Source organism: Bacillus sp. HMA207, assembly GCF_003402455.1.
GTDB lineage: Bacteria > Bacillota > Bacilli > Bacillales > Bacillaceae_G > Bacillus_A > Bacillus_A cereus.
This window is the reverse complement of the sequence record NZ_BEZT01000001.1, coordinates 2,376,541-2,401,613: the sequence shown is the minus strand read 5'-3', so window position 1 is coordinate 2,401,613 and position 25,073 is coordinate 2,376,541. Positions and strand designations below refer to the sequence as shown.

Below are 25,073 nucleotides of genomic sequence, written 5' to 3'. Positions count from 1 at the left end.
ACAGGAACAACGGGAGTAACGGGAGCAACAGGAACAACGGGAGCAACAGGAACAACAGGAGCAACAGGAGCAACAGGAGCAACGGGAGTAACAGGAGCAACGGGAGTAACAGGAGCAACGGGTGTAACGGGAGCAACAGGAATAACAGGAATAACGGGAGTAACGGGAGCAACAGGAGCAACGGGAGTAACAGGTCCTACTGGGGGGATTGGCCCTATAACAACAACTAATTTGCTATATTACACTTTTTCAGATGGAGAGAAACTTATATATACAGATGCAGATGGCATAGCTCAATATGGTACAACGAATATACTATCACCTACTGAGGTTTCATATGTAAATTTGTTTATCAATGGAATTCTGCAACCACAACCATTCTATGAAGTTAGTACTGGTAAACTAACTTTATTGGATAACCAACCACCATCGCAAGGTTCTTCAATTATTTTACAATTTATTATTATTAATTAAAAAAGACAGATTCTTAATGTGAAAAGGAACCTGTCTTTTTTGTTCTGAATTACATTCGGTAACATTAAGTGACGATAAATTCAATTGTAATTGGAATTCCGCCGTCTAATGCATCCCCACCAGGAATTGTAATAGCACCAGTAGGACCAGTAGTAACACTGGAGTTCACGCTTGGTTGAAGAATACCGTTCACATATAAGTTGTAATACGTGAAAGTCGGAAAAGCGGTTGCAGTAGTACCCGCATCGTTTAAACAAGCTGTGGCAGCAATTGCAAAAGCTGCACCTGTACCTGTGCCGGCTCCTAGTGTAGATGTAAATCTTCTAGATGCCATAAATGGTTGAATGATAGGCAATTAATTTTCACTCCTTACAATATTTTATTAGAACGAAGTATAAAATAACTTGTCCACTATATTGTATGAGAGTTTTTTATAATAGAAACGGCTTCCCCTTTAAAAGGGGAGCCCAATTTTAGTAAAGAAGTGTTCTTTATGTATATGAAAAAATGATGTTGTTACTTGCGGAATATATGTAAATCGTAAATTCGGTTTTTGTATTCAAATTAAAATGTGTCTTTGAACCTAAGAGATAAACGTGGAAAAATAAAATAAACTCTTAAGTTTAGGTATTTAATCTAAGCAGTCAATTATTAAAAACATATAATTAATATGTGAGTCATGAACATAATTAAATAGCGTTTGCAAGTTTAATTATATTTCATGTTTCCTATTTTAAGTCAATATATAACACATACTCTTTTACAACTTTATGATTCTTATAATAGGAAAAACTCAAATATAAAACAAGTAAGGAGGACATAAATGACAAGTAATAATTGTTTCGGTCATAACCACTGCAATAATCCGATTGTTTTCACTCCAGAGTGTTGTAACAATCCACAAACAGTTCCGATTACTAGTGAGCAATTAGGTAGATTAATTACTTTACTAAACTCTTTAATTTCGGCTATTGCAGCGTTTTTTGCAAATCCAAGTGATGCAAACAGATTAGCTTTACTCAATTTGTTTACTCAACTATTGAACTTACTAAATGAATTAGCACCTTCTCCAGAAGGGAATTTCTTAAAACAATTAATTCAAAGTATTATTAATTTACTACAATCTCCTAACCCAAATCTAAGTCAATTACTTTCTTTATTACAACAATTCTACAGTGCTCTTGCACCATTCTTCTTCTCTTTAATTATTGACCCTGCAAGTTTACAACTTTTATTAAACTTATTAACTCAATTAATTGGTGCTACTCCAGGAGGCGGCCCAACAGGTCCAACAGGTCCAACAGGTCCAGGAGGCGGAGCAACAGGAGCAACAGGAGCAACAGGAGCAACAGGAGCAACAGGAGCAACAGGAGCAACGGGAGCAACAGGAGCAACAGGAGCAGGAGTAACAGGAGCAACAGGAGCAACAGGATTAACAGGTCCAACGGGAGCAACAGGCCCAACAGGATCAACAGGAGCAACAGGTCCATCAGGAGTAACAGGAGCAACAGGCCTAACAGGAGCAACAGGTCCAACAGGTCCAACAGGTCCAACAGGAGCAACAGGTCCAACGGGGGCAACAGGTTTAACTGGTGCAACAGGTTTAACAGGAGCAACAGGTGCAACTGGTGGCGGAGCTATTATTCCATTTGCTTCAGGTACAACACCATCTGCGTTAGTTAACGCGTTAGTAGCTAATACAGGAACTCTTCTTGGATTTGGATTTAGTCAGCCTGGTGTAGCATTAACAGGTGGAACTAGTATCACATTAGCATTAGGTGTAGGTGATTATGCATTTGTAGCACCACGTGCAGGAACTATCACGTCATTAGCAGGTTTCTTTAGTGCGACAGCTGCATTAGCTCCAATATCACCTGTTCAAGTGCAAATACAAATATTAACTGCACCTGCAGCAAGCAATACGTTTACAGTACAAGGTGCACCTCTATTATTAACACCAGCATTTGCCGCAATAGCGATTGGTTCTACAGCATCAGGAATCATACCTGAAGCTATTCCAGTAGCAGCTGGGGATAAAATACTGTTATATGTTTCATTAACAGCAGCAAGTCCAATAGCTGCAGTTGCTGGATTTGTAAGTGCAGGTATTAATATCGTTTAATTTGTTACAATGTTTAGTAGGAAATTAAACAGGGGTTTGTATATAGTCCTTCCTAATAAATTTAGGAAGGACTATATTTTTTAGGAAAATAAGTAATAAATTAATTGAACAATTACTCTTTGTTAAGTTCGTATAAAAAAGTATAATTTACCCTTTCTCATTTAAGTAATAAGTTATGTAACTTTAAAAATTTCCGATCAGTAAAAAAAGATGAATTCTTTTAAAAAAGAATTCATCCATAAGATAAACTATTTATTTTTATTACAGTTACATCCTTTTTTCTTTACATAGCCTTGCTCCGCTAAGTCTCTTTGCGATTGGGAATTGGAAGATTGAGAATTGGAAGATTGAGAGGATGCTGAAGAACTACTATTTTTATTATAAGAGTAGTTTTTTCGATAGTTATAATTACTCATAGTACTATCACCTCCAATTTAATATATAAATATTATATGTATGTCCACTATCAATTGTTACTATTTTTAATAGGAAGAGAAGATACAATAAAAAAATCTCCTTGGTATTTTCCTAGGAGATAAATGATGATTCTTTTGAAAATTTACAAATTAATAGCCCCAGTAAAGAGGGAAGTAATAAGAATCTTGGTGATGCGGATTATGTTGTTGAGCGAGGGGCTGGGTTGGATAATTTTTCATTTCACGGTTTTGATTGCAGTTTGACGGAGGACCAATTACAGTAGTTGATTGGATAGGGGAAACCGCTTGTTTCCATTGTTGTTCATTGAGGCAGTAAGTATGGGCCATCATATGAGCTGGAGTTAACCTTAAAATGTCAGAACCGAAAATAACTTCTGGAGTTGGAGCATTGAAAATAGCTAATAAATGAGTATTATTTGCTGTAGCAATTTCATAATGCCACCACGCTTGTGGAATGTTGGCAACTTGCCCGGGTTTTATCGGTAAGTTTAATATTTGATTCGTAAATGGATTAAGTAAAGAAACAACAGCAGACCCTGAAATACAATAAACAAGTTCAGCTGCATTTTGATGAATATGTGGTTCTACAACATTTCCTGTACTTAAATAAATATCTAATAAAGAAGTATTTTCTAAAGTATTTAATTGTTTAATACCAAGTACATTTATATAATTTTGGGCATCTTTCCGAAAAAAATTACTTTTATTTACATCATAAGTAAAATTGGTTGAGGGGGAGGTATAGTCGATGTTGGCAGTCAATTGTATTACCCGCCTTTCTATAGGTAAGTTAGGTTACAAAATTAGGATATGTGTCTAGTCTTTGTTTTGTGCTGTTGTCGGTAGCTTAATAAATTCACTTATTCCATAAAGAATAAGGTGTTAAGACCAAACTATATTCGTATTCCCATTCATACTTTGGATTGATGGAAAAAAGTAATGAAAATGTTAATTTAAAATTACATCAATCATTTATAAGGAGTGAATGTTCATGTCATTTAGTGAAATGATTAGAAATGAAGTACTCAGCTGGGCGGGTGTTTCTGAAAAACCGCATCGATTTGGTGGTATTGAAATAAATTATGGCAAGAAAGAACTTGGCCATCTTCATGGTGATAAATTAGCTGATTTACCATTTCCGAAGTTAAAGCGAGATGAATTAGTGAAGCAAGGCTTGGTAAAACCACATCACGTATTACCTGAATCAGGATGGATCAGTTATTATTTAAAGAGTGAAGAGGATATTCCATTTGCAATTGAGTTATTTCGTATGCAATATGATCGAATTAAAAAGTAATGAAATAAAGTAGGATAATAAAAATTTATTTTTATGTCACATCCCTCCTTAATCGTTCGTCTTGTATGTAGAACGATTAAGGAGGGATTTTATTATGAATACATTTGATATAGCAATTGTTGGCGGTGGGCTTGCTGGATTAACAGCATCTATATATTTAGCGAAAGCTGGAAGGAAAGTGATTGTATTAGAAAAGTCCAGTCAATTCGGTGGCCGAGGGATGACTACAAATAAAAATGGAATCTGCATGAATCTTGGTGCACATGCTTTATATAGAGGCGGGGCAGCGTTTATAACTTTTAATGAGCTTGGTATGACTCTTCCAGGTGGAATACCATCTACAAAAGCACATGGAATATGGAAAGGGGATATATTCACTATCCCAACAGATTTTTACTCAATTTTATCAACACCACTACTTTCTTGGTCTGCAAAAGTACAATTCTCACGTCTTATGATTCGTTTAGGAAATTTAGATGTAGGAGAAGTTCCGAAAATGAGTCTAACTACATGGGCAGAAAATGAAATAAAAGATCCAATGGTTCGCAATATATTTTATGCGCTATGCCGAACAACAACATATACGTTTGCTCCTACAATACAATTAGCATCATCTGTACTAAAGCAAATACAGCTTTCTATAAAAGAGGGAGTGCTTTATGTAGATGGTGGTTGGGAGACGATAATAACAAAATTAAGAGCTATAGCGAATGATATCGGGGTGCAGTTTTTGGCTAAAAAGCATGTTGTGGAAATTGAGCATTCCGAAGGTAAACAAAGAATACATTGTGTTGATGATGAGGTTTTTGAAGTAGGCGCAGTCATCGTGACGACTCCGCCGAAAGAAGCTTGTAAAATAATAAAAGGTGCAGAAGGAACAAGTTTGCATAGATGGAGTGAACAATCTGTACCGGTTACTGTTGCTGCATTAGATATTGGCTTGAGACAATTACCCAATCCTACACATCAATTTGTATTAGGATTAGATCAACCTATATTTTTCACAAATCAATCGAGAGCAGCTAAATTAAGTGAAGATGGATCAATTGTAGTGAGTCTAATTAAGTACTATAATCCTGTACTCGAGATGAATCATATTCGTGATGATAAAGAACAGTTGGAAAGTACGATGGAGTTGTTACATCCAAATTGGAAAAGAGAAGTTGTTGCACAGCAATATTTACCGAAAATAACAGTAGTACATGATTTTCCTCATATTGACCGTGTTGAAAAAGCGGGCCCTAATATACCTGAAATGCCAGGTGTTTATGTTGCAGGAGATTGGGTAGGGCATGATGAAGTATTAGCTGATGCTGCGGTAGCAAGCGGGAAGCGTGCAGCGTTATACATTTTAAAGCAATATGAAAGTGAGGCAGTTCATCATGGAAACGGAGCAGTTATATGAAGCGTATCAACCATTATTATTTTCGTTAGCATACAGAATCCTTGGGAGTGTTATGGATGCTGAGGATATCGTTCAGGATGTATTTATCTCGCTAAATAATATAGAAGATCCTCAATCTATAGAAAATATGAAAGCATATTTATGTAAGATGGCGACAAATCGTTCAATTGATAAATTACGATCGGCAGCGCATAAACGTAACGTGTATGTAGGGATGTGGTTGCCAGAGCCAATTGTAGAAGAGAGTGATGAGCCATCAAAGTCATTTATAATGAAAGAATCCCTTTCCACCGCATATTTATTACTTTTACAACAATTATCTGAGGTAGAAAGGATTGTTTTCATATTAAGAGAAGTTTTCAGTTATGAATACGAAGAAATAGCTTCAATTGTTGATAAGAGTAGTGTAAACTGCAGGAAGATCTTTCAACGTGCTCGAAAAAGCATGTTGGAGAAACCGAAGCAATCAAAATTAAGCACGGAGAAAATGGCTTCTTATGTTGAAAAGTTTGTATCATCATTACAGTGTGGGGATGCGGAAGGTATGTTAGAAGTATTAAAAACAGATGCTATACTCAAAGCTGATGGTGGTGGTAAAGTTACGACTGCGATTAACTCGATTTATTCTGCGGATCGAATTATACGTTTGTTCTTTGGGATTGCACAACGATTGACAGAAGAGTACACTGTTGATTTCAAAATGGTCAATGGTATACCAGGAGTTATAGTTACAATAAATAATAAAGTAACTTATGTTCTTTCGTTTGTATTTGAGGATGAGAAAATTTCAAATATTTATATGATGGTTAACCCTGAAAAACTTATGCATTTAAATGTAAAAATATAAAAAAGCGCATTTCTTCAGAAATGCGTTTTTTATTATTTTTCTAACATTTCAAGAGGTACATCTTTTTCGCCAGCTACCTCAAATTTAATTTCCCCGTCTTCTTCATAAATACGTGTAATAATCGGTATAGTAATCATTAATTTTTTATGCTGCTTTCGTTTTCTAGCAGCATCTAAGCTAATCACGTTCATTTGTAAGCATCCTTTCTTCTGGAAATATATAAACAAAGAAAATGCGTCCGAAAAGGGCGCTTAATTGAATTTGAAATACCGATTCATTTAAATGGGGTTTATATAATTTAATAACTGCAATTTTAATATGAAATAATATGAATGGAATAATTGCACGTAGAAATTAACTTTACCAAAAAACGAAACAATATGCTATAAAAAAATTCAAATCTTTGTCATATAACAGGAAAAAGGTTTTTGTTTCGCATATAATGAAAGTAGACGGGCAGCAAGAGCTTTTTCATCATATTGCTTTGGAAAGGCGATGGAAAAAATGGATACGTTAGATTCATTATTATTTCAACTTGAACAATATGGAGAAGAGCATGATCGAAATAAAAAAACAAGGGAAGAAAAATTACGGAATATTACTCGTGAGATGGGGCAATTTTTATCAATTTTAGTAAAAGGGTGTAGCGCAAAAAACATTTTAGAAATCGGAACTTCTAATGGTTATTCTACATTGTGGTTAGCTAATGCGGTAGAAGAAACAAATGGAAATGTAACAACTGTAGAGCTTTCTTCAGAACGAGTTGGAGAGGCACTTGTCAATTTTGAAAAGGCAAACCTTTTACAAAGGATTGATGTTCATAATCAAGAAGCAGGGGCATTTTTAGATGCGCAATTAGATCATTCATTTGATTTTATTTTCCTAGATTCAGAGCGTACGCAATACATGTGGTGGCTTGAGCATATAAAACGCATTTTACAACCAAAGGGTTTTCTTGTTGTTGATAACGCAACCTCTCATGCAAATGAATTAGCCGAGTTTAAAAAAATGATAGAAGAAGATGAAATGTTTGAAACGGTGTTATTGGCATTTCAAAATGGAGCATTCGTAGCGCGCAAGAAGAAATAGGAGTGGGCGCAATATAATTATCACATTGAAAAAGGGTGTATGTCAAAAGATTGAGTACAGAAGGATAGAAGAACATAATTTATATACGTAACATACGAAGAATCCGCCTTCAGCATGTCGTTCTCTAGGTCTTAAGTCTGAGGAAAATTATGTTGTTTACAGGTATACTTATAGTAAGAAACAGGGAATGACTGCATAAACAGGCATTTCTAAAAAAATCGATTTCAAGCAATCAGAATGTATATGAAATACGATATAATAGATGAAATATAGTGCATATAAATTCGCACATATAAATAAAGGAGCGATTTTGTTGACTGAACTCGAGAAAAAAGAACCTGTATCGATCGTGAAAGATAATAATGTAGAAGTAGTGGTTGATACAGTTATAAAAGATGCAGAATTAGAGGAACTGAATAAAGAAGCTGATCTTTATGTACAAAAGTTAAATAGCGAGCAAAATACAGATTTATCAAAAGTATTGTCTCAGCTAGGAGATTTAGGAGATAAAGAGCAACAAGCAGCAGGACAAACGTTGTCAGCATTAAAACGTCCTGTAACAGCGATGATGAATGGGAAAAATGAAGAAATTCCAAATACATTGTTAGAATTACGAAAAGTGGTATCAGAGCTTGATCCCAATTCACTTAAAGCAAGTGGTATGAAGAAAATAATGTTTAAAGTATTCAAGAAAAATCCACTTGAAACATACGTGCATAAATACCAATCTATAGATAAACAAATCGAGGAAATCATTAGATCCCTTCTAATTGGCCGTGATAACTTACAAGAGGATACAGTGGGTCTTGAAATGCTTAAAGAACAATCGCACGATAAAATTCATGCGCTTGATAAACAAGTATACTTAGGGAAAAAGCTTGCTGGCATGCTTGAAGCTGAGAAACAAAACCCAGAGCGTCAAAGAGATATTCCATTAATTAACGATGCGTTAGAAAAGATACTTGTACGTACACGTAATATGCAGCAAGCGAAAAGTGTTTTATTACAATCTATCGCATCTGTAGACATTATTAAGAAAAATAATGAAAAGTTAACAGAGGCAATTCGTAATGCAATTACGATGACGCAAAACGTTGTAACGGTTTCAGCTGCTATTCAGTTAGCGTTAACAAATCAACGGAAAACAATCGATGCAGTGAATGCGACAAATGAAGCAATTGAATCGATGGTATTAAGTAATTCTCAAGCGTTAAAACAAAATACAGAAGAAACGACAAAATTGCTTGAAAACCCTGCTATTAGCATGGATAAATTACGTGAATCATTTCAAAATGTGTTCGCTGCAATTGAAGCATCTGAAAAATCGTCAGAACGTATTATCGAGTCAAGTAAGAAGTTCGTTATTGAACTAGACACATTTAATGATGAGATGAAGCAGAAACTCATTCAGCGTCCAAGGAAATAACGTATTATTAGAGGAGGTGAACAAATGAGTTTCATTCAAACAGTATTATTACTACTCGGTACATTGCTTTTAATAGCATTTACTGTCGTTGTTTTAGTCGTATATTTCGGACGGAAGCTGTATTTTTCATGGACGAAGCCATATAAAAGAGCGCAAGATTCTTTAGACAAGTTATCAAACAAATCAATACCGTTTCTACAAGAATTTACACAACATCCACTGTTTTATCGCTGGATTCGCACTGAAGGAAAGAAAGAACAAAATACATTAAATACTCTATTTTGTGCATCAGGTCAACGTACGAGAGAACAAGTCTTCTCGATGTTACCGAAAGAAAAGCAGAAAAAAGTGCATGTAATGGCAAAAACTACGAAAAAGCTTACGAATGAAGATATTGATGTAGCTGCGATGAAAGTGAAAGATTTCTTAAGACAAGAAACACAGCAAACTGTAAAACCGACAGACTTATCATTTTACAAATTGTATTTTTATGACCGTTATCCAGACGCATTAAATACAATTCAAGCGTATAAACGCTCAATAAATCCTTCATTACAAAGAACGGTTGATGATATTACAATTTCAGTATTGAATGCACTTCCGTACTATCAAGAGCAACGCATGTTTGAACAACAACATAAACTTGAAACGTTCTTAATGAAAGATTTAACGGCCATGTTATCGTTGGTAGTACAATTACCACCTTCACAAAGACCAGAGAAGGAAGAAGAACTGAAAATCTACTTGGAAAATTTCCAAAAAGAAATGGAAGTAGTAGAGCGAGATATTCGCGACTCAATTGATCACGATTTAAATGTGAAGATGAGAGCAGCGACTGAGAAGTTTAAGAATAAATAACAAAAAGCGCCTTGAAAGCTAAGTATCACAGCTTTAAGGCGCTTTTTGTTATGAGATTTTATTTTGCACTAACGGTAGTATGACTAGAAGCCACACTTTCATTATGCAATCGATCAACTGCAGTTACGACATACGTATACGTTTCTCCAGAAATAACGGTTTTATCTACATAAATTTCTCCAAGTTTTGTTTTTCTTACAGTAGTAAGTAAATTTTTCGGATTTTGTATATCCACTTCATTTTTCCCATTCGCGCGGTAAATAGCGTAATAAGTAGAATCATTATCTCTATTGTCAATGATACCGATTGCAATACCTTCATCTCTTGGAATGGCACCTTTTAAAGTCGGTTGTTTTGGTGGATCATGATCAAGCCAAGGCATAGGCGGAATTAATGCAGGATATTTATATATGTCTTTTGAGAGTCTATCTTTAGCTCCAAGTGGATTGTTATTAATATCTTTTAAGCTAAAATGCATACTACCTTTTATTTCAGGATATAGCCGGTTTAATGCAATTTGTCTTGGATATTCTTCTGGATCAGACCAAGCAGGGACGGAGTTATTATTAATTTTATAGGCCGCTTGACCGATGTATAGGTGAATCGGTTTGTTATTTGTTTCTTTAACCCACCAATCTACTAATATGTCATATGCAGCTGGGGTGAAACCTATATTCCAATATATTTGCGGTGTAATGTAGTCAATATATCCTTTTTGTATCCACTCACGTGTGTCAGCATAAAGGTCATCATAGTTTCTTTGGCCTGCGGTTGTGTTAGAGCCAGTCGGATCGTCAGCTATATTTCTCCATACGCCGAACGGACTAATGCCAAACTTTACATATGATTTTTCTTGTTTTATAGCAGTATTTAAATCTTTTACAAGTTCATTTACATTGTTACGTCGCCAATCTTCTATATTTGTAAATCTACCGTTATTATATGTTTCGTACGTTTTCTGATCTGGAAATTCTTCACCGGCTACTTTATATGGATAAAAATAATCATCCATATGCAGCGCATCAATATCGTAATTTTGCACGATTTCTAAAGCACCTTCTGTTATAAATTTTTTCACTTCTGGAATACCGGGATTGTAATATAACTTTCCGCCATAAGGGACAACCCAATTGGGATGTTGCCTTGCAGGGTGATTATTTGATAATCGATTTATATCGGTGTGATTCATCGTTATTCGGTATGGGTTAATCCAAGCGTGGAATTCTATATTTCTTTTATGAGTTTCTTCAATCATAAATGCAAGCGGGTCATAACCAGGATCTTTTCCTTGTGTTCCTGTAATGTATTCAGACCAAGGACCGTAATTTGAAGGATAGAAAGCATCAGCGGTTGGTTTAATTTGTACAACAACTGCATTCATACCAGTGCTTTTTACATCGTCTAATAATCTTATAAATTCTTGTTTCTGTTTTTCAATGGGTAAGCCAGTTTTTGAGGGCCAATCAATATTCAGAACAGATGCAATCCATACAGCACGTAATTCATGTTTTTTGTATGCAGTATTTACTTCAGCATAAGTAGAGTGAGGGGGAATGAAAGAGAAAGGGATGAACAAGATGACGATACAACATATCATTAATAAACGTTTAACGATCATTTATACGCCTCCCTATCATATGATTATTTAAAATAATATAGGAGGCGAGGTTGACTTTGCAATAGAGAAAATTGCATATTGAAACATTAATTTAATAGGAAAAATATTTTTAATGAAATTTACTTTCATTATAACTAAATTCATTTACTACTTCATATGCTTGTTAGTAAAGTGAAACTTCCTTTCATTTGAAGGGTAATAAATTATAAGTATAGGAGGATTAATAAATGAAAGTTTTGTTCGTCTGTTCTGGAGGAATGTCCAGTGCAATTGTTGTAAACGCTTTAAAAAAAGAAGCGGAGAAAAATGGTGTGAACATGGAAGTGCATGCAATTGGAACGAATGAGGTAGAGGAAGAAGTAAAGAATGGCTGGGATGTCGTAATGGTTGCACCTCAAATAAGACACCGATTTGACTCTGTAAAAAAATTTGCAGAGGAGGAATCTATTCCGTGTGGCATCATTCCACCGCAAGCATACACGCCACTTGGAGGCCCGACTTTATTAAAAACTGTAAATGAATTAATTAGTTAGGAGGAAGCGTTATGAATAAGTTTGTCACGTTTCTTGATAAAAACTTATCTGGCCCGATGGCAAGGCTTTCTGAGCAGAGGCATCTACAAGCAATCCGTGATGGAGTTATTTCGGCGTTACCATTTATTATAGTAGGAAGCTTTTTTTTAATAGTAGCATTTCCACCACTGCCGAAAGATAGTTTCATATCGGTTTGGGCATTAAAGAATCAAACAAGTATATTGATACCATATCGTTTAACTATGTTTATTATGTCCTTATATATAGCATTTGGAATAGGATATAATTTAGCGAAAAGTTATAAATTAGATGCTTTATCAGGAGCACAGCTTGCGGTATGTTCACTACTTTTAACATTAACGCCTGAGTTAATTGATAAAAAAGGATTCATGCTTCCGATGACAAATCTCGGAGGTCATGGATTATTTGTGACGATGATTGTTTCTATTTTATCCGTAGAGATTTTAAGGTTTTGTAAGAAGAAAAATGTAATGATTAAAATGCCAGAACAAGTACCGCCATCTGTATCGCGTTCATTTGAAGCACTTATACCTGCAGCATTCGTTATTATTATAATGAGTCTAGTAACTGTCGTTTTTAGCATTGATTTACACCATGTTGTTGATAAATTAGCAGCACCATTAGTAAAAGCTGGGGATAGTTACTTCGGTGTAATGATTCCAGTGTTTTTAATTACGTTTTTTTGGTCATTCGGAATCCATGGTGTGTCGGTTGTTGGAACTGTTGCTCGGCCATTATGGGAAGTATACCTAGGGAAAAATGGTGAAGCAGTTGCTAGTGGAGCAGATCAGTTGCCATTTATTTCACCAGAGCCGTTATATCAATGGTTTATATGGATTGGCGGTTCTGGTGCGACGTTAGGGCTTGTATTAGCTATGATTGTATTTGGTCGATCGAAATATTCGAAAGCATTATCAAGAACTTGTATTGTTCCGGGTATTTTTAATATTAATGAACCAGTCATATTCGGATTACCGATTGTACTAAATCCAATTTTAATTATCCCATTTATCATTACACCACTTGTAACAGCAACTGTTGCATATTCAGCAACTGCGATGGGATTTGTAACACCAACGCATATTATGCCGCCATGGACACTACCTGCTCCAATTGGTGCATATTTAGCAACAGGTGGAGATTGGCGTGCGATTGTATTAGTTTTTATAAATATAGCAATATCGTTCCTTATTTATTTACCATTCTTTAAAATGTACGACAAAAATATGCTTGAAATTGAAAAAAATGGTGACGGGGAATCTGTTAATCCTTAATCTGCACGCTGTTATTTTGAGTGATAGACTTTTTGTCTATCACTTCTTTCACATTAAAACTAGAAAGGGGGAAATAGAATGAATATAAAATTTAGTTATAAAGGCGTATTTTTATTATTATTTGGAGTGATTTGTGCAAATTTACTTTTTGTCCCTTTATTAGGCATGCTAAATCTATCACAAATGCATAGTATCTGGCTTGTTACAAGTATTGCGGCAAGCGTTTTGCTTACGGTAGTTGTTTCTTTCATTGATGGATCGTTTGCATCGAAAGCTCAGTTGTTTTTTAGATTTATATTGTTTTCGATTGGTTGTACGTTCGTTACTTACATGATTGTTTTTTAGTAAATAGGAGGTCATGCACGTTATGTATATTGCAGGGATAATGTCTGGTACTTCATTAGATGGAATAGATGTAGCGCTCGTTCATATAGAAGGAAGTGGTGTAGATTCTAAAATCGAACTCATCCATTTTACTACTGTTCTATTTTGTAATGATATGAAAAATGAGATCCAACAAGCGTTATCAATTGAAACTTCGAATGTCCAACTTATATGTAGTTTAAATTTTAAACTTGGTTTATGCTTCGCCAATGCTGTAAAGGAAGTTTGTAAAGAGGCCAATTTTCCTTTGAGACAATTAGATTTAATAGGCTCTCACGGACAAACGATTTATCATCAGCCAAAGCAAGAAGAGAATATTATTTCTTCAACATTGCAAATTGGGGAACCAGCAGTAATAGCATATGAAACGAACACGACGGTTATCTCGAATTTCCGAACGATGGACATGGCGGCAGGGGGACAAGGTGCACCACTTGTACCATATTCAGAGATTATTTTATATCGGCATCAAACTAAAAATAGACTACTACAAAATATTGGTGGGATTGGTAATGTTACAGTGGTTCCAAGTAAACGAAGTAAAGAGAGTGTTATTGCTTTCGATACTGGACCAGGCAACATGGTAATCGATGAAGTATGTCAAAGATTATTTCATGTACCATATGATCAAAATGGTTGGATTGCAAAGCAGGGGGTAGTTGTAGATGAAATTTTAACATACTGTATGAACCATCCATTTTTGAACATGAAACCACCAAAAACAACAGGTAGAGAACAGTTTGGAGAAGCGTTTGTGACTGAATTATTGAATCGATTTAAAAAGCATAGTAAAGAAAATATATTGGCAACTGTCACGATGTTTACAGCATGTTCAATTGTTCATCATTATAAGGCGTTTATTTTGCCGTATTATGAAATTGATGAGGTGATTTTAGGTGGTGGTGGAAGTTATAATAATACACTTGTTGAAATGTTACGGAATGGATTAAGAGAAGAGAAATGTAGCATATGTATACAAGAAGATATTGGTCATTCTTCAGCAGCGAAAGAAGCAATTGCATTTGCTATTTTAGCAAACGAAACGTATCATCGTAATCCGAGTAATGTGCCGAGCGCAACAGGTGCTAAGAATTCCGTAATTTTAGGGAATATAACATTCCCTCTATACGCAGATGAAAATGAGGCGAACATATGAAGTATATGATTGGAGTAGATGGCGGGGGAACGAAGACCGAGGCAATTGCATTTGATAAAGACGGAAATGAACTTGTAAGAGCTACCAGTGGTTTTGGAAACATATTAATAGATTTTGAAGAAGCTCTTGTGCATATTATGGAAGCAATTAATCAATGCCAGAAGAGTTTAATAAATGGGCATTGCGTTTGTGTTTGTTTAGGATTAGCTGGTATAAGCGGAGCGAATACAAATGAATTAACATTACATTTAAAAAAGAAATACGGAACAAAAATTGAAATTTTTAATGATGCAATGATCGCACATGCAGCTGCTTTAAAAGGTAAGGATGGAATATTAACTATAGGTGGTACAGGTGCAATTTGTATAGGAATGAAAGGAGAAGTATATCAGTATAGCGGTGGATGGGGACATATTTTAGGAGATGAGGGGAGCGGATATTGGATTGCATTACAAGCTTTAAAGAAAATGGCAATTCAGTTCGATCAAGGAATCAGTCTTTGTCCATTGAGTTTGAATATTCAAAGGCAGTTTCAACTTTTGACACCGTCTCATATAAAAAGCTTAGTATATACTTCTTCTAAAGATAAAATTGCAGCAATCGCCCCATTAGTTATTCAGGAAGCGAGAGATGGCAATGATGATGCGCATGAAATTATGATGCAAGCTGGAAAGGAATTAGCAAGGATTACAGTAAATGTTTATAACAAGTTGAACTTTAAGCACTCAACGCCAATTGCAGCAAGTGGCAGTATATTGCGTTTAGTTCCTGAAATATTTGCTGTATTTAAGAAATGCTGTGAAGAAAGTATGAAAGAAATTACATTCGTATCACAAGCAGAAATGGCAGTGAAAGGAACATATTATTTAATGAGGGATATATATTTTTAAAAATAGGTATGAGAATTTTTGTATGATTTGTAAAAATATGATGTTAAAATGTATAAAGGGATGTATGTTAAAAACGTACAATATACGTAGTAATTGAATATTGTATATGTATTCCCATGTAGAAAGTGAATGATTACATGATTAATAGTATGCAGTTTTTATATTTGGTGGCTTCTTATTTAATTGGAAACATATTGACCGCTTATATAGTAACAAAATTGAGACATAACGTTGATATTAGGGATGAAGGAAGCGGAAATCCTGGCGCAAGAAATATGGGGCGCGTATATGGAAAAGGGTATTTCATCGCTACATTTTTAGGTGATGCAATTAAAGGGGCAATCGTTGTTGCTGTAGCAAAATATCTTTTTGAAGATCCTACATTCGTAATGTTAACATTATTGGCCGTTATTATTGGACATATTTATCCAGTTTTATTTAAAGGCAAGGGCGGTAAAGGTATTTCAACATTTATAGGAGGACTAATCGCATTTGATTATTTGATAGCGCTTACCCTCTTAGGCATTTTTATTGTATTTTATTTAATATTTAAAGGGTTTACGAAGCCAGGACTAATTACGATTGCTTGTTTACCAATTTGTATGATTCTTTATTCTTATTCTATTGTTACCACTATATTAAGTGGAATAATTATTGTACTTATTCTATATGTAAATCGAGAATAAAATGAGTGTTTAATAAGTGGGGATAATCTCCACTTATCATTTTTTATTAAATAGATAAAGGAGATAAGGCATGGGGTTAATTTATAAAGTTGCTGATCAAGATTGGGAATTTGAAAGTATACATAAATTGAATTATAAAACTTTTGTAGAAGAGATACCACAACATGAAGAAACGAAAGAACGGTTTCGTATAGATCGGTTTCATAAAGAAAATACATATTTAATTTGTTTAGATGAGGATAGATTAGTAGGTATGGTCGCAGTGCGGGGAAAACGACCATTCTCGTTAGATTATAAAATTTCAAATTTAGATATTTATTTGCAAGAGCATGGAGAAAAAGTGTATGAAATTCGTTTACTTTCAGTAGAACGTGAATATAGAAATGGAAGAGCGTTGTTAGGATTAATTCGTTTTCTACATCGTTATTTGCTTCTAAATGGATATGAATTAGCACTCATTTCTGCAACAACACGTGAACTAGCTTTATATGAGCAAATGGGATTCAAATTTTTCCATACGTTAGTTGGTACAGAAGAAGCAGCCTTCCAGCCAATGTATGTTACCCCTGCTATGTTTGAAGAGTCGAGTGTTGGGGGGATTATGACGAAAGAATATACGTTTTTACCTGGTCCAGTAGATATTGAAGAGAACGTTCGAAAGGCATTTTCTACGCGACCTATTTCCCATCGCTCTAAGTCATTTCAAGTGATGATGGACAATGTGAAAAAACGGTTACTTCACATGACAAAAGCAAAACATGTACAGCTTATGTTAGGAACAGGGACGTTAGCAAATGATGCGATTGCTTTACAGTTACGTTCTTTAAAAGGGAAAGGACTAGTATTAACAAATGGGGAATTTGGTAATAGATTAGTTGGACATGCAAAACGAGCACGGTTACATTTTGATACTTATAAAAAGGAAATGGGAGATCCATTTATTTATACCGAATTAGAAGAAATTATGACAACTGGAAATTATGAATGGATTTGGTTTGTTCATCATGAAACATCTACTGGAATGTTAAACGATTTAAACGAGCTAAATACTCTTTGTAACGAGAATCAAATGAAACTGTGTGTAGATTGCATAAGCTCAATTGGAGCAATACCATTAGACTTGAAGGATGTGTATTTTGCAAGTGGTGTTAGCGGTAAAGCGATTAAATCATATACAGGAATTTCTTTCGTTTTTCATAACCACATTGTAAAAATAAACGAGGCTGTGCCGGCCTATATGGACATTGGCATGTATGAAGAAAATGAAAGTATTCCATACTCACAATCATGGAATTTAATTTATGCATTGCAAGAAGCGTTGAAGAGATTTGAAGATGAAAAGGTATTTGTAAAAATTAAAGAGACATACGAGTATATTGAAGAAGTTATTACTGATATGGGGTTAAAGCTTGTTTCACCTAAAGAACATGCCGCGAAAATTATATTTACAATTCAAATAAGCGAAGGTCAGTCTTCTAAAACGGTAGGTGATGCGTTAGCTTTACAAGGATATATTGTCCATTATGAATCAGCGTATTTACAAAAGAATAACTGGATCCAAATTGCATGCCTGAATCATTATAAAGAACGTGATATGAAGAGGATGTTAAATTGTTTGCAAATGTGTTTATTTCAGAGTGGGGTACATATATAAAGACTTTTTCTTTTCGTATAAAGGAGCTACGACTTACGAAAACTTAGGAATAGAACATTGGAAGAGGTGTAAGTATGATAACTAGAAAACTCCCATTACATATAGACGATATTAAAAAAGCTCACAAGATTCTAGATAGAAATGCTCGTAAAACGCCATTAGTAAAATCTTTTTACTTGACTAGTAAAACGGGCGGAGAAATTCATTTGAAATTAGAAAATATGCAGTTAACGGGTTCTTTTAAATTCCGTGGCGCATTTAATAAAATGTCGCGGCTCACGGATCAAGAAAAAGAAAAAGGTGTAATTGCATGTTCAGCAGGTAATCATGCGCAAGGAGTTGCATTATCAGCGCATTTACTTGGTATTAAGAGTAAAATTGTTATGCCAATTTCTGCACCTCAGGCGAAAGTGGAAGCAACTAAAGGATATGGATCTGAAGTGATTTTACATGGTGAAACCTTTGATGATGCAAAGGCAAAATGTGAAGAAATTATAAGGGAAACAGGTGAGACATACTTACATCCATATGATGATGTAGAGGTAATGGCTGGGCAAGGTACAATTGGATTAGACATTCTGGATGATATGTGGGATGTTGATACTGTCATTGTACCAATCGGTGGAGGCGGAATTATTTCTGGTATTTCTGTAGCATTGAAATCTTTTAATCCATCCATTAATATAATTGGTGTCCAAGCAGATAATGTTCATGGAATGAAGGCATCTTACGATAAAGGAGCAATCGTAGAACACTATGAGGCGCCTACTATTGCAGATGGTTGCGCAGTTAAAATACCAGGTGAATTAACATTTGAAATTGTAAAAGAATTAGTAGATGATATTGTAACTGTATCAGAAAAAGAGCTGGAAGTAGCGATGAAAGATTTATTACAACGTGGGAAAGCTGTTGTAGAAGGTGCAGGTGCATTAGCAACTGCTGCACTTCTTGCAGGAAAAGTTGATAGTTATATAAAAGGGAAAAAAGTAGTGGCTGTTATATCTGGTGGGAACGTGGACTTACAGCGCATATCAAGTGTATGTGAGCACTTTTTTGTCGCTAATGAAGTGAAATAGTTTTATGAAAGAAGAGCTAAGAGAAATGATCTTAGCTCTTACTTTTTGTCTACCGTTTACTGTAAGTAGAAATAAACTTGCAAAATTTGCTGTTTAAAAATTATTTTATTTAAGCGCCTATTTTTACACATATCTTTAATGTTATAATAATTATTTCAATATTGTCGAAACGTAAGCAGAAATTTAATATAATAGTTTTAATGTGCTAATGAGCGGTGAGGAGGGTAGGGCATGAATAAAGAAGAACAGGTCATGAACGGTTTCAGGGAATTATATAATAAGCTGGTTTGGCTTAATAAAGATAAGATGGAAGAGGGTCTTAAAGGTTTTAAGTCTTCTGAAGTCCACTGCATTGAATATATTGAAAACAATGCAGATTCTAACGTGACACAACTCGCAGAGGCTTTTTATGTGACTCGCGGTGCTATAAGTAGAATGACTAAGAAGCTCATACAAAAAGGCCTTGTTGAAAGCTACCAAAAGTCAGAAAATAAGAAAGAAATTTATTTTAGGCTTACCGAACAAGGGAAAGAAATTTATAAAATCCATGAAAATCTGCACAAAGAGTTTCAAGAGCGAGATAAAGCTGTATTTGAACAAGTAACTGAAGAAGAATTCAACAGTATAATTAGCTTTGTGGAAAAGTATAGTAGACATTTGGATGCGGAAATAAAGAAACAAGGTATACATATTAAATCGTAATATATTTTAATAATAAAGTGAAACTTTAATCAGTGGGGGGGCTTCATCTCCACTGATTATCAGCCCTCACCAATCGGGCTTTTACGGGCAGCCTTACTCTAATGAGAATAGGCTGCTTTTTTATTATTTTATTTTTGTTGACTAATCAACAAAATAGAGTTATTATTTTGTTGACAAAGCAACAATTTTTTTAGGAGAGAAGTTAAATGTCTATATTTAGATTAAAAAATGAAAGGGGAACTGAAAAAAGCATAGATAAACATGCTTTACTATTCGGACTTATTTCTGTATTTCTTTGTGGTATAGGTTTCAGTATCATCATGCCTGTAGTCCCATTCTTAGTACAGCCATATACAAGTAATCTGGAAGAACAAGCATTGGTTGTTACACTACTAACTTCCGTATATGCGGCCTGCGTGTTTTTAACTGCACCAGTACTCGGAGCTTTAAGCGATAAGTATGGCCGTCGTCCATTACTTTTAATATGCTTATTTGGTTCTGCAATTGGGTACTTAGTTTTGGGAATAGGAGGAGCTTTATGGGTACTATTTGCTGGACGCATAATAGAAGGTATAACAGGTGGGAGCATAAGTACTATCTTCGCATATTTTGCAGACATTATTCCAAAAGAGCAGAGAACGAAATACTTTGGATGGGTGAGTGCAGTTGTAGGTGCGGGAACTATCATTGGCCCAACCATTGGGGGGGGTACTTGCCAAGTTTGGTGATACTGTACCTATGTATTTTGGTGCAATCATAACGTTAATAAATGTTGTATATGGGATCAAATATATGCCAGAGAGCCTTGACAAAAATAATAGATTGAAAGAGATTACTTTTGTAAGGTTGAATCCTTTTGCACAGCTAGCAAACATACTTTCCATGAAAAATTTAAAATGGTTACTTGTCTCGGCGTTTTTACTTTGGATACCTAACGGATCTTTACAAGCAATTTTTACACAATTTACAATGGATACTTTCAGTTGGAAACCTGCATTAATCGGACTTATGTTTTCAATTTTGGGCTTTCAAGACATTGTTTCACAAAGTTTTATCATGCCAAAGCTTTTAATCAAGCTTAGTGATAAACAAATAGCAATTCTTGGGATGGTTTCGGAGATTATAGGCTACAGTTTTATTGCAGCATCAGCTTTGTTTTCGGTGTATCCACTACTTATCGTCGGAATGTTAATGTTCGGCTTTGGTGATTCAATTTTCGGGCCTTCATTCAACGGGATGCTTTCAAAGTCTGTTAGTTCTAGTGAACAAGGAAGGATTCAAGGTGGAAGCCAATCTATTCAAGCTTTAGCAAGAATGATTGGTCCTATTATTGGAGGGCAAATCTATGTATCGCTTGGTCATGCTGCACCTGCTTTTATGGGTGTGATCCTTATAGTCGCGGCAATAGCAGTTTTGTATAGGGGGACACGTGCAACTGTATAACAGATAGATATAAGAACAAATAATAGGGTGACAGAACTTAGGAATAAGTGCTGACACCCTATTTGTTTACAGTTTGAGGACTAAGAGAAATTCTTTTACTGTTTAGGAATTTATTCTGCAATGCTCTCATGGTAAATGACTAGATAGTTTAATTATGCTTGTGCTGAAGTAAATAATGACTCCATTTTCAATTTGCTCTTCTCTCGAATTTCAGCATCTGCGTGTCTCATAACGTATTTATGCGCTACAGCGATTGCTAAAACATCATCTAATAAGCCAATCCCAATAATAGCAGCTATATCTGGAATGAAATCAATTGCTAATACGTAATAAGATAAAGCGGCTAATATTATGAATTTCGCTTTAGTAGGTAATTCTTTCTTTTTCATTGTGTAGAATAAAATAATACTTTCATATACGCTGGATTTACCGAGGTTTACAGAGCTTTTTTTGAACTTTTTCCAAAGTGTCTGTTTCTCCATATAAACACTCCTTTTACAAAAACATAGATTTTTTAAAAGGATGGACAAAGAAGTGAGAGATTAATCAATTTTATTGTTTTTCTTAATTATATATTTCCATAAAAATAGGGGAATACCTGTTCAAAATAATATAATGTGGATTATGCAACGATTCACAGTGTTCCGTTACATAGTATATATATTGTAAGATGTATGTGGGTGATTTAGTTATTATTATGCATTTTATAAGCGGTATGGGGGAAGGAAAATGAAAATAATAGAACTACCAATTGAATTCGAATTTAATGGGCAAAAACAATGTATTTATCCAAGTTTAATTATAGTACATAATGAATTAACGTTAGTCGATACAGGATATCCAAGCTTTTTACCTTTAATTGAAAATGCAATGTTAAAACATGGATATGAGATGAAAAACTTAAAGAATATAATTATTACCCATTATGATGATGATCATCTAGGGGCTTTATATGATTTCAAATTGAAATATCCTCAAATTAATATTATTGCTAGTGAAATTGAATCTAACTATATTAGTGGTGATATAAAATCAGAGAGGTTGGCTCAAGCTGAAAAAATGCTAGAACGTATGCCAAATGAAGAAAAAGAATTTGGTAAATGGTTTATACAACAGTTAAAAAATATAAAACATATTTCCGTCGATGAAAAAGTACATGATGGTCAAATGATTTTGAATAATGAATGTCAAATAGTAGCGACGCCAGGACATACTTCGGGGCATATTTCATTATATTTTCCGAATTTAGACTGTGTAATTACAGGAGACGCAGCGGTTCAAGAGAATCGAGAGTTAGTTATAGCTAATCCGAATTTTTGTTTGGATATAGAAAAAGCAAAAGAGTCATTAAATAAGATTAAAAGTCTTAAAGCAGCGCAGTATTATTGCTATCATGGAGGAAAGCTTACTGTATAAACTAATGAAAACCGGTCTTTCCTAAATCGAAAAGATCGGGTTTTTAGTTCATATATTTTGCGATTTCAACCAAATCAGTAACATTATATTTCGGTAAAATTGAAATATATATGCAAAGAAGAATATATATAATTTGAGCAAGGGTATAGGGGGAAAAGATGGGTTCGTGATTTGATGTAATAGCAAATGTTATTTTATTTTATCCTCGAAATGACATGAAATTGAAACACCATATCGCAAAATTAAGTGAATTTGAGTGGTTTCGAAGGCTACACGAAGATACAAAGTATACAAGATTAATTTGGAGTAATAGAAAAATTAAAAAGTTCATTCTATCTTCTACTAATATGCAAGCATTAATAAAATCTGAGAAAAAACAAAAAGAATTTGTCCATCTAGTACAGGATGAATATAAAAAAAGAAGATAAGAATTTTTTTATTTTTCATATTTAGCGAAACAAATGGTACAATGAAAGCTAATGTGAAAAATAAGGAAAAGAAGTGGTCTATTTGAAAAACTTTTTAGAATTAGGAATTAGTGAAACTTTTAATCATACATTACGTGAAAATGGAATTACAGAAGCAACACCAATTCAAGAGAAGGCAATTCCAGTTATTCTGTCAGGTAAAGATATTATTGGGCAGGCGAAAACAGGAACGGGTAAAACGTTAGCATTCGTGTTACCGATTTTAGAAAAAATCGATCCAGAGTCTAGTGATGTTCAGGCCTTAATTGTTGCACCAACAAGGGAACTAGCTCTGCAAATTACAACTGAAATTAAAAAAATGCTTGTTCAAAGAGAAGATATTAATGTACTAGCGATTTATGGTGGGCAAGATGTAGCACAACAATTGAGAAAATTAAAAGGTAATACACATATTGTTGTTGCAACACCAGGACGATTATTAGATCATATACGACGTGAAACAATTGATTTAAGTAATCTTTCAACGATTGTACTAGATGAAGCGGATCAAATGCTTTATTTTGGTTTCTTATATGATATTGAAGATATTTTAGATGAGACACCAGGTAGTAAACAAACGATGTTATTCTCAGCAACGATGCCAAAAGATATTAAAAAATTGGCGAAGCGTTATATGGATGAGCCGCAAATGATTCAAGTACAAAGTGAAGAAGTAACGGTAGATACAATTGAGCAGCGTGTCATTGAGACGACAGATCGTGCAAAGCCAGATGCACTTCGTTTTGTTATGGATCGTGATCAGCCATTTTTAGCTGTTATTTTCTGTCGTACAAAGGTTAGAGCAAGTAAGCTTTATGATAATTTAAAAGGACTAGGTTATAATTGTGCTGAACTTCATGGTGATATACCTCAAGCGAAACGTGAAAGAGTTATGAAGAGTTTCCGCGAAGCTAAAATTCAGTACTTAATCGCAACGGATGTAGCAGCTCGTGGACTTGATGTAGATGGTGTAACGCACGTATTTAACTATGATATCCCTGAAGATGTAGAAAGTTACATTCATCGCATTGGCCGAACAGGACGTGCAGGTGGATCAGGTCTTGCAATTACGTTCGTTGCAGCGAAAGATGAAAAACATTTAGAAGAAATTGAAAAAACGCTTGGTGCACCAATACAAAGAGAAATAATCGAACAACCGAAGATAAAACGTGTAGATGAAAATGGAAAACCGGTACCAAAGCCGGCTCCGAAGAAATCAGGTCAAAATCGTCAAAGAGATAGCCGCGAAGGTTCAAGAAGTGAATCAAGACGTGATTCGAGAAATAGCTCAAGAAGTGATTCAAGAAATAGTTCGAGAAATAGTTCTAGAAATGAAAATAACCGATCATTTAATAAGCCAAGTAATAAAAAAGGTAGTACAAAGCAAGGTCAGCAAAGACGTGGCCGTTAAATAGTTATAATTGTAAAAGAGTCGCAAAATATTGTGGCTCTTTTTTTGTTTGTATACAACAAGGATGATGGCAAGAAAAAACAAAAATTTCATTCACCGAATTTGAAATTTATAAAGGAAATTTTATAGTCCAAAACCAGTAGAGCAAGGGTATTACTACCATGTCGCAATTCAAGAACAAGTGCAACTTATGCATAAAAAATATTTAAGCGGAAAAATCGAGAGAAAGCAATTTGTAATATATTCAAACGGTACGGGAATGTTATGCAGTAGCAAAAGAGAACGGAACTTATTATGTCTATTATTTCGGCAGAACACTTTGGTTGAAAGAAAAGGTATTAAAGTGAGCGAGTATTTTCATTACACGTTCCGCAATTATCGAAAGGG

26 protein-coding genes and 1 pseudogene are annotated in these 25,073 nt (G+C 34.7%); 21 read left to right on the top strand and 6 right to left on the bottom strand.

What is annotated here, in order from left to right:
• Nucleotides 1-474 (top strand): DUF4183 domain-containing protein (locus HMAS_RS28090; RefSeq protein WP_240325945.1); only part of this gene is annotated, 474 nt, incomplete at its 5' end.
• Nucleotides 475-538: 64 nt separating this feature from the next.
• Here HMAS_RS28090 and HMAS_RS12455 read toward each other — a convergent pair.
• Nucleotides 539-829 (bottom strand): DUF4183 domain-containing protein, encoded by a 291-nt coding sequence (locus HMAS_RS12455; RefSeq protein ID WP_001121647.1) that lies wholly within the window; start codon nt 827-829, stop codon nt 539-541.
• 468 nt (nt 830-1,297) lie between these two features.
• Between HMAS_RS12455 and HMAS_RS12450 the strand changes: the two genes are divergently transcribed.
• Complete coding sequence (locus HMAS_RS12450; RefSeq protein WP_116344858.1) at nt 1,298-2,596, top strand: exosporium glycoprotein BclB-related protein; 1,299 nt, start codon at nt 1,298-1,300, stop codon at nt 2,594-2,596.
• A 248-nt stretch (nt 2,597-2,844) separates the two neighbouring features.
• Here the strand turns inward: HMAS_RS12450 and HMAS_RS27665 are convergent, their stop codons facing one another.
• Together HMAS_RS27665 and HMAS_RS12445 are read right to left on the bottom strand one after the other, a co-directional pair.
• Nucleotides 2,845-3,012, bottom strand: coding sequence for a hypothetical protein (locus HMAS_RS27665; protein ID WP_002094006.1), 168 nt, complete (start codon nt 3,010-3,012; stop codon nt 2,845-2,847).
• 150 nt (nt 3,013-3,162) lie between these two features.
• Complete coding sequence (locus HMAS_RS12445; protein WP_000126330.1) at nt 3,163-3,795, bottom strand: cupin domain-containing protein; 633 nt, start codon at nt 3,793-3,795, stop codon at nt 3,163-3,165.
• 229 nt (nt 3,796-4,024) lie between these two features.
• On the opposite strand from HMAS_RS12445, the gene HMAS_RS12440 reads away from it, so the two are divergent.
• The 3 genes from HMAS_RS12440 to HMAS_RS12430 all read left to right on the top strand — a co-directional run bounded on the left by HMAS_RS12440 (nt 4,025) and on the right by HMAS_RS12430 (nt 6,582).
• Nucleotides 4,025-4,330, top strand: a complete 306-nt coding sequence (locus tag HMAS_RS12440) for a luciferase family protein (protein WP_000010319.1) — start codon at nt 4,025-4,027, stop codon at nt 4,328-4,330.
• Between the two features lie 94 nt (nt 4,331-4,424).
• Nucleotides 4,425-5,735 (top strand): phytoene desaturase family protein, encoded by a 1,311-nt coding sequence (locus HMAS_RS12435; protein ID WP_061113326.1) that lies wholly within the window; start codon nt 4,425-4,427, stop codon nt 5,733-5,735.
• Entirely contained in the window at nt 5,713-6,582 is an 870-nt protein-coding gene (locus tag HMAS_RS12430) for a sigma-70 family RNA polymerase sigma factor (RefSeq protein WP_061113327.1), read from the top strand. Before HMAS_RS12435 ends, HMAS_RS12430 begins: the two co-directional genes overlap by 23 nt.
• A 32-nt stretch (nt 6,583-6,614) precedes the next feature.
• Here the strand turns inward: HMAS_RS12430 and HMAS_RS27660 are convergent, their stop codons facing one another.
• On the bottom strand, nt 6,615-6,773 hold the full coding sequence (locus HMAS_RS27660) for a hypothetical protein (protein WP_001100984.1): 159 nt from the start codon (nt 6,771-6,773) through the stop codon (nt 6,615-6,617).
• A 304-nt stretch (nt 6,774-7,077) separates the two neighbouring features.
• On the opposite strand from HMAS_RS27660, the gene HMAS_RS12425 reads away from it, so the two are divergent.
• The 3 genes from HMAS_RS12425 to HMAS_RS12415 all read left to right on the top strand — a co-directional run bounded on the left by HMAS_RS12425 (nt 7,078) and on the right by HMAS_RS12415 (nt 9,955).
• Nucleotides 7,078-7,671: an O-methyltransferase gene (locus tag HMAS_RS12425; RefSeq protein WP_002103079.1), complete on the top strand. Its 594-nt coding sequence runs from the start codon at nt 7,078-7,080 to the stop codon at nt 7,669-7,671.
• A gap of 313 nt (nt 7,672-7,984) precedes the next feature.
• Entirely contained in the window at nt 7,985-9,097 is a 1,113-nt protein-coding gene (locus HMAS_RS12420) for a toxic anion resistance protein (protein WP_000137396.1), read from the top strand.
• Nucleotides 9,098-9,121: 24 nt separating this feature from the next.
• Nucleotides 9,122-9,955 carry a DUF3974 domain-containing protein gene (locus HMAS_RS12415; RefSeq protein ID WP_000008378.1) on the top strand — a complete coding sequence of 278 codons (834 nt, stop codon included), beginning with the start codon at nt 9,122-9,124 and terminating at the stop codon, nt 9,953-9,955.
• A 58-nt stretch (nt 9,956-10,013) separates the two neighbouring features.
• Here HMAS_RS12415 and HMAS_RS12410 read toward each other — a convergent pair whose 3' ends face one another.
• Nucleotides 10,014-11,573 carry a glycoside hydrolase family 10 protein gene (locus HMAS_RS12410; protein WP_000636006.1) on the bottom strand — a complete coding sequence of 520 codons (1,560 nt, stop codon included), beginning with the start codon at nt 11,571-11,573 and terminating at the stop codon, nt 10,014-10,016.
• Between the two features lie 227 nt (nt 11,574-11,800).
• Here HMAS_RS12410 and HMAS_RS12405 point away from each other — a divergent pair, with 227 nt between their 5' ends.
• The 10 genes and pseudogenes from HMAS_RS12405 (at nt 11,801) to HMAS_RS12360 (ending at nt 21,392) form a co-directional block, all read left to right on the top strand.
• On the top strand, nt 11,801-12,106 hold the full coding sequence (locus HMAS_RS12405) for a PTS sugar transporter subunit IIB (RefSeq protein ID WP_000865907.1): 306 nt from the start codon (nt 11,801-11,803) through the stop codon (nt 12,104-12,106).
• Between the two features lie 11 nt (nt 12,107-12,117).
• Nucleotides 12,118-13,401: a PTS sugar transporter subunit IIC gene (locus tag HMAS_RS12400; protein WP_001032280.1), complete on the top strand. Its 1,284-nt coding sequence runs from the start codon at nt 12,118-12,120 to the stop codon at nt 13,399-13,401.
• Nucleotides 13,402-13,479: 78 nt separating this feature from the next.
• Nucleotides 13,480-13,746 carry a hypothetical protein gene (locus HMAS_RS12395; protein ID WP_001021963.1) on the top strand — a complete coding sequence of 89 codons (267 nt, stop codon included), beginning with the start codon at nt 13,480-13,482 and terminating at the stop codon, nt 13,744-13,746.
• 22 nt (nt 13,747-13,768) lie between these two features.
• Nucleotides 13,769-14,941, top strand: coding sequence for an anhydro-N-acetylmuramic acid kinase AnmK (anmK, locus tag HMAS_RS12390; protein ID WP_116344857.1), 1,173 nt, complete (start codon nt 13,769-13,771; stop codon nt 14,939-14,941).
• Nucleotides 14,938-15,831 (top strand): BadF/BadG/BcrA/BcrD ATPase family protein, encoded by an 894-nt coding sequence (locus HMAS_RS12385; protein WP_000876585.1) that lies wholly within the window; start codon nt 14,938-14,940, stop codon nt 15,829-15,831. Before anmK ends, HMAS_RS12385 begins: the two co-directional genes overlap by 4 nt.
• 137 nt (nt 15,832-15,968) lie before the next feature.
• Nucleotides 15,969-16,517: a glycerol-3-phosphate 1-O-acyltransferase PlsY gene (plsY, locus tag HMAS_RS12380; RefSeq protein WP_000610870.1), complete on the top strand. Its 549-nt coding sequence runs from the start codon at nt 15,969-15,971 to the stop codon at nt 16,515-16,517.
• A 70-nt stretch (nt 16,518-16,587) separates the two neighbouring features.
• Nucleotides 16,588-18,171, top strand: a complete 1,584-nt coding sequence (locus HMAS_RS12375; protein ID WP_000523059.1) for an aminotransferase class V-fold PLP-dependent enzyme — start codon at nt 16,588-16,590, stop codon at nt 18,169-18,171.
• A 74-nt stretch (nt 18,172-18,245) separates the two neighbouring features.
• The gene (tdcB, locus tag HMAS_RS12370; protein WP_000632953.1) at nt 18,246-19,247 is read left to right on the top strand and encodes a bifunctional threonine ammonia-lyase/L-serine ammonia-lyase TdcB; all 1,002 of its coding nucleotides are present in this window, start codon (nt 18,246-18,248) and stop codon (nt 19,245-19,247) included.
• 231 nt (nt 19,248-19,478) lie between these two features.
• Entirely contained in the window at nt 19,479-19,949 is a 471-nt protein-coding gene (locus tag HMAS_RS12365) for a MarR family transcriptional regulator (RefSeq protein ID WP_001030904.1), read from the top strand.
• A gap of 206 nt (nt 19,950-20,155) precedes the next feature.
• A pseudogene (locus HMAS_RS12360) lies at nt 20,156-21,392 on the top strand (MFS transporter).
• A gap of 152 nt (nt 21,393-21,544) precedes the next feature.
• Here HMAS_RS12360 and HMAS_RS12355 read toward each other — a convergent pair.
• Nucleotides 21,545-21,874 carry a YkvA family protein gene (locus HMAS_RS12355; protein WP_000415083.1) on the bottom strand — a complete coding sequence of 110 codons (330 nt, stop codon included), beginning with the start codon at nt 21,872-21,874 and terminating at the stop codon, nt 21,545-21,547.
• Nucleotides 21,875-22,121: 247 nt separating this feature from the next.
• Here HMAS_RS12355 and HMAS_RS12350 point away from each other — a divergent pair, with 247 nt between their 5' ends.
• The 3 genes from HMAS_RS12350 (at nt 22,122) to HMAS_RS12340 (ending at nt 24,686) form a co-directional block, all read left to right on the top strand.
• Entirely contained in the window at nt 22,122-22,808 is a 687-nt protein-coding gene (locus HMAS_RS12350) for an MBL fold metallo-hydrolase (RefSeq protein ID WP_000691166.1), read from the top strand.
• A 215-nt stretch (nt 22,809-23,023) separates the two neighbouring features.
• A complete protein-coding gene (locus HMAS_RS12345; protein ID WP_003270560.1) occupies nt 23,024-23,236 on the top strand; it encodes a hypothetical protein in 213 nt (70 codons plus the stop codon).
• Between the two features lie 73 nt (nt 23,237-23,309).
• A complete protein-coding gene (locus HMAS_RS12340) occupies nt 23,310-24,686 on the top strand; it encodes a DEAD/DEAH box helicase (RefSeq protein WP_002025792.1) in 1,377 nt (458 codons plus the stop codon).
• The last annotated feature ends 387 nt before the right edge of the window (nt 24,687-25,073 follow it).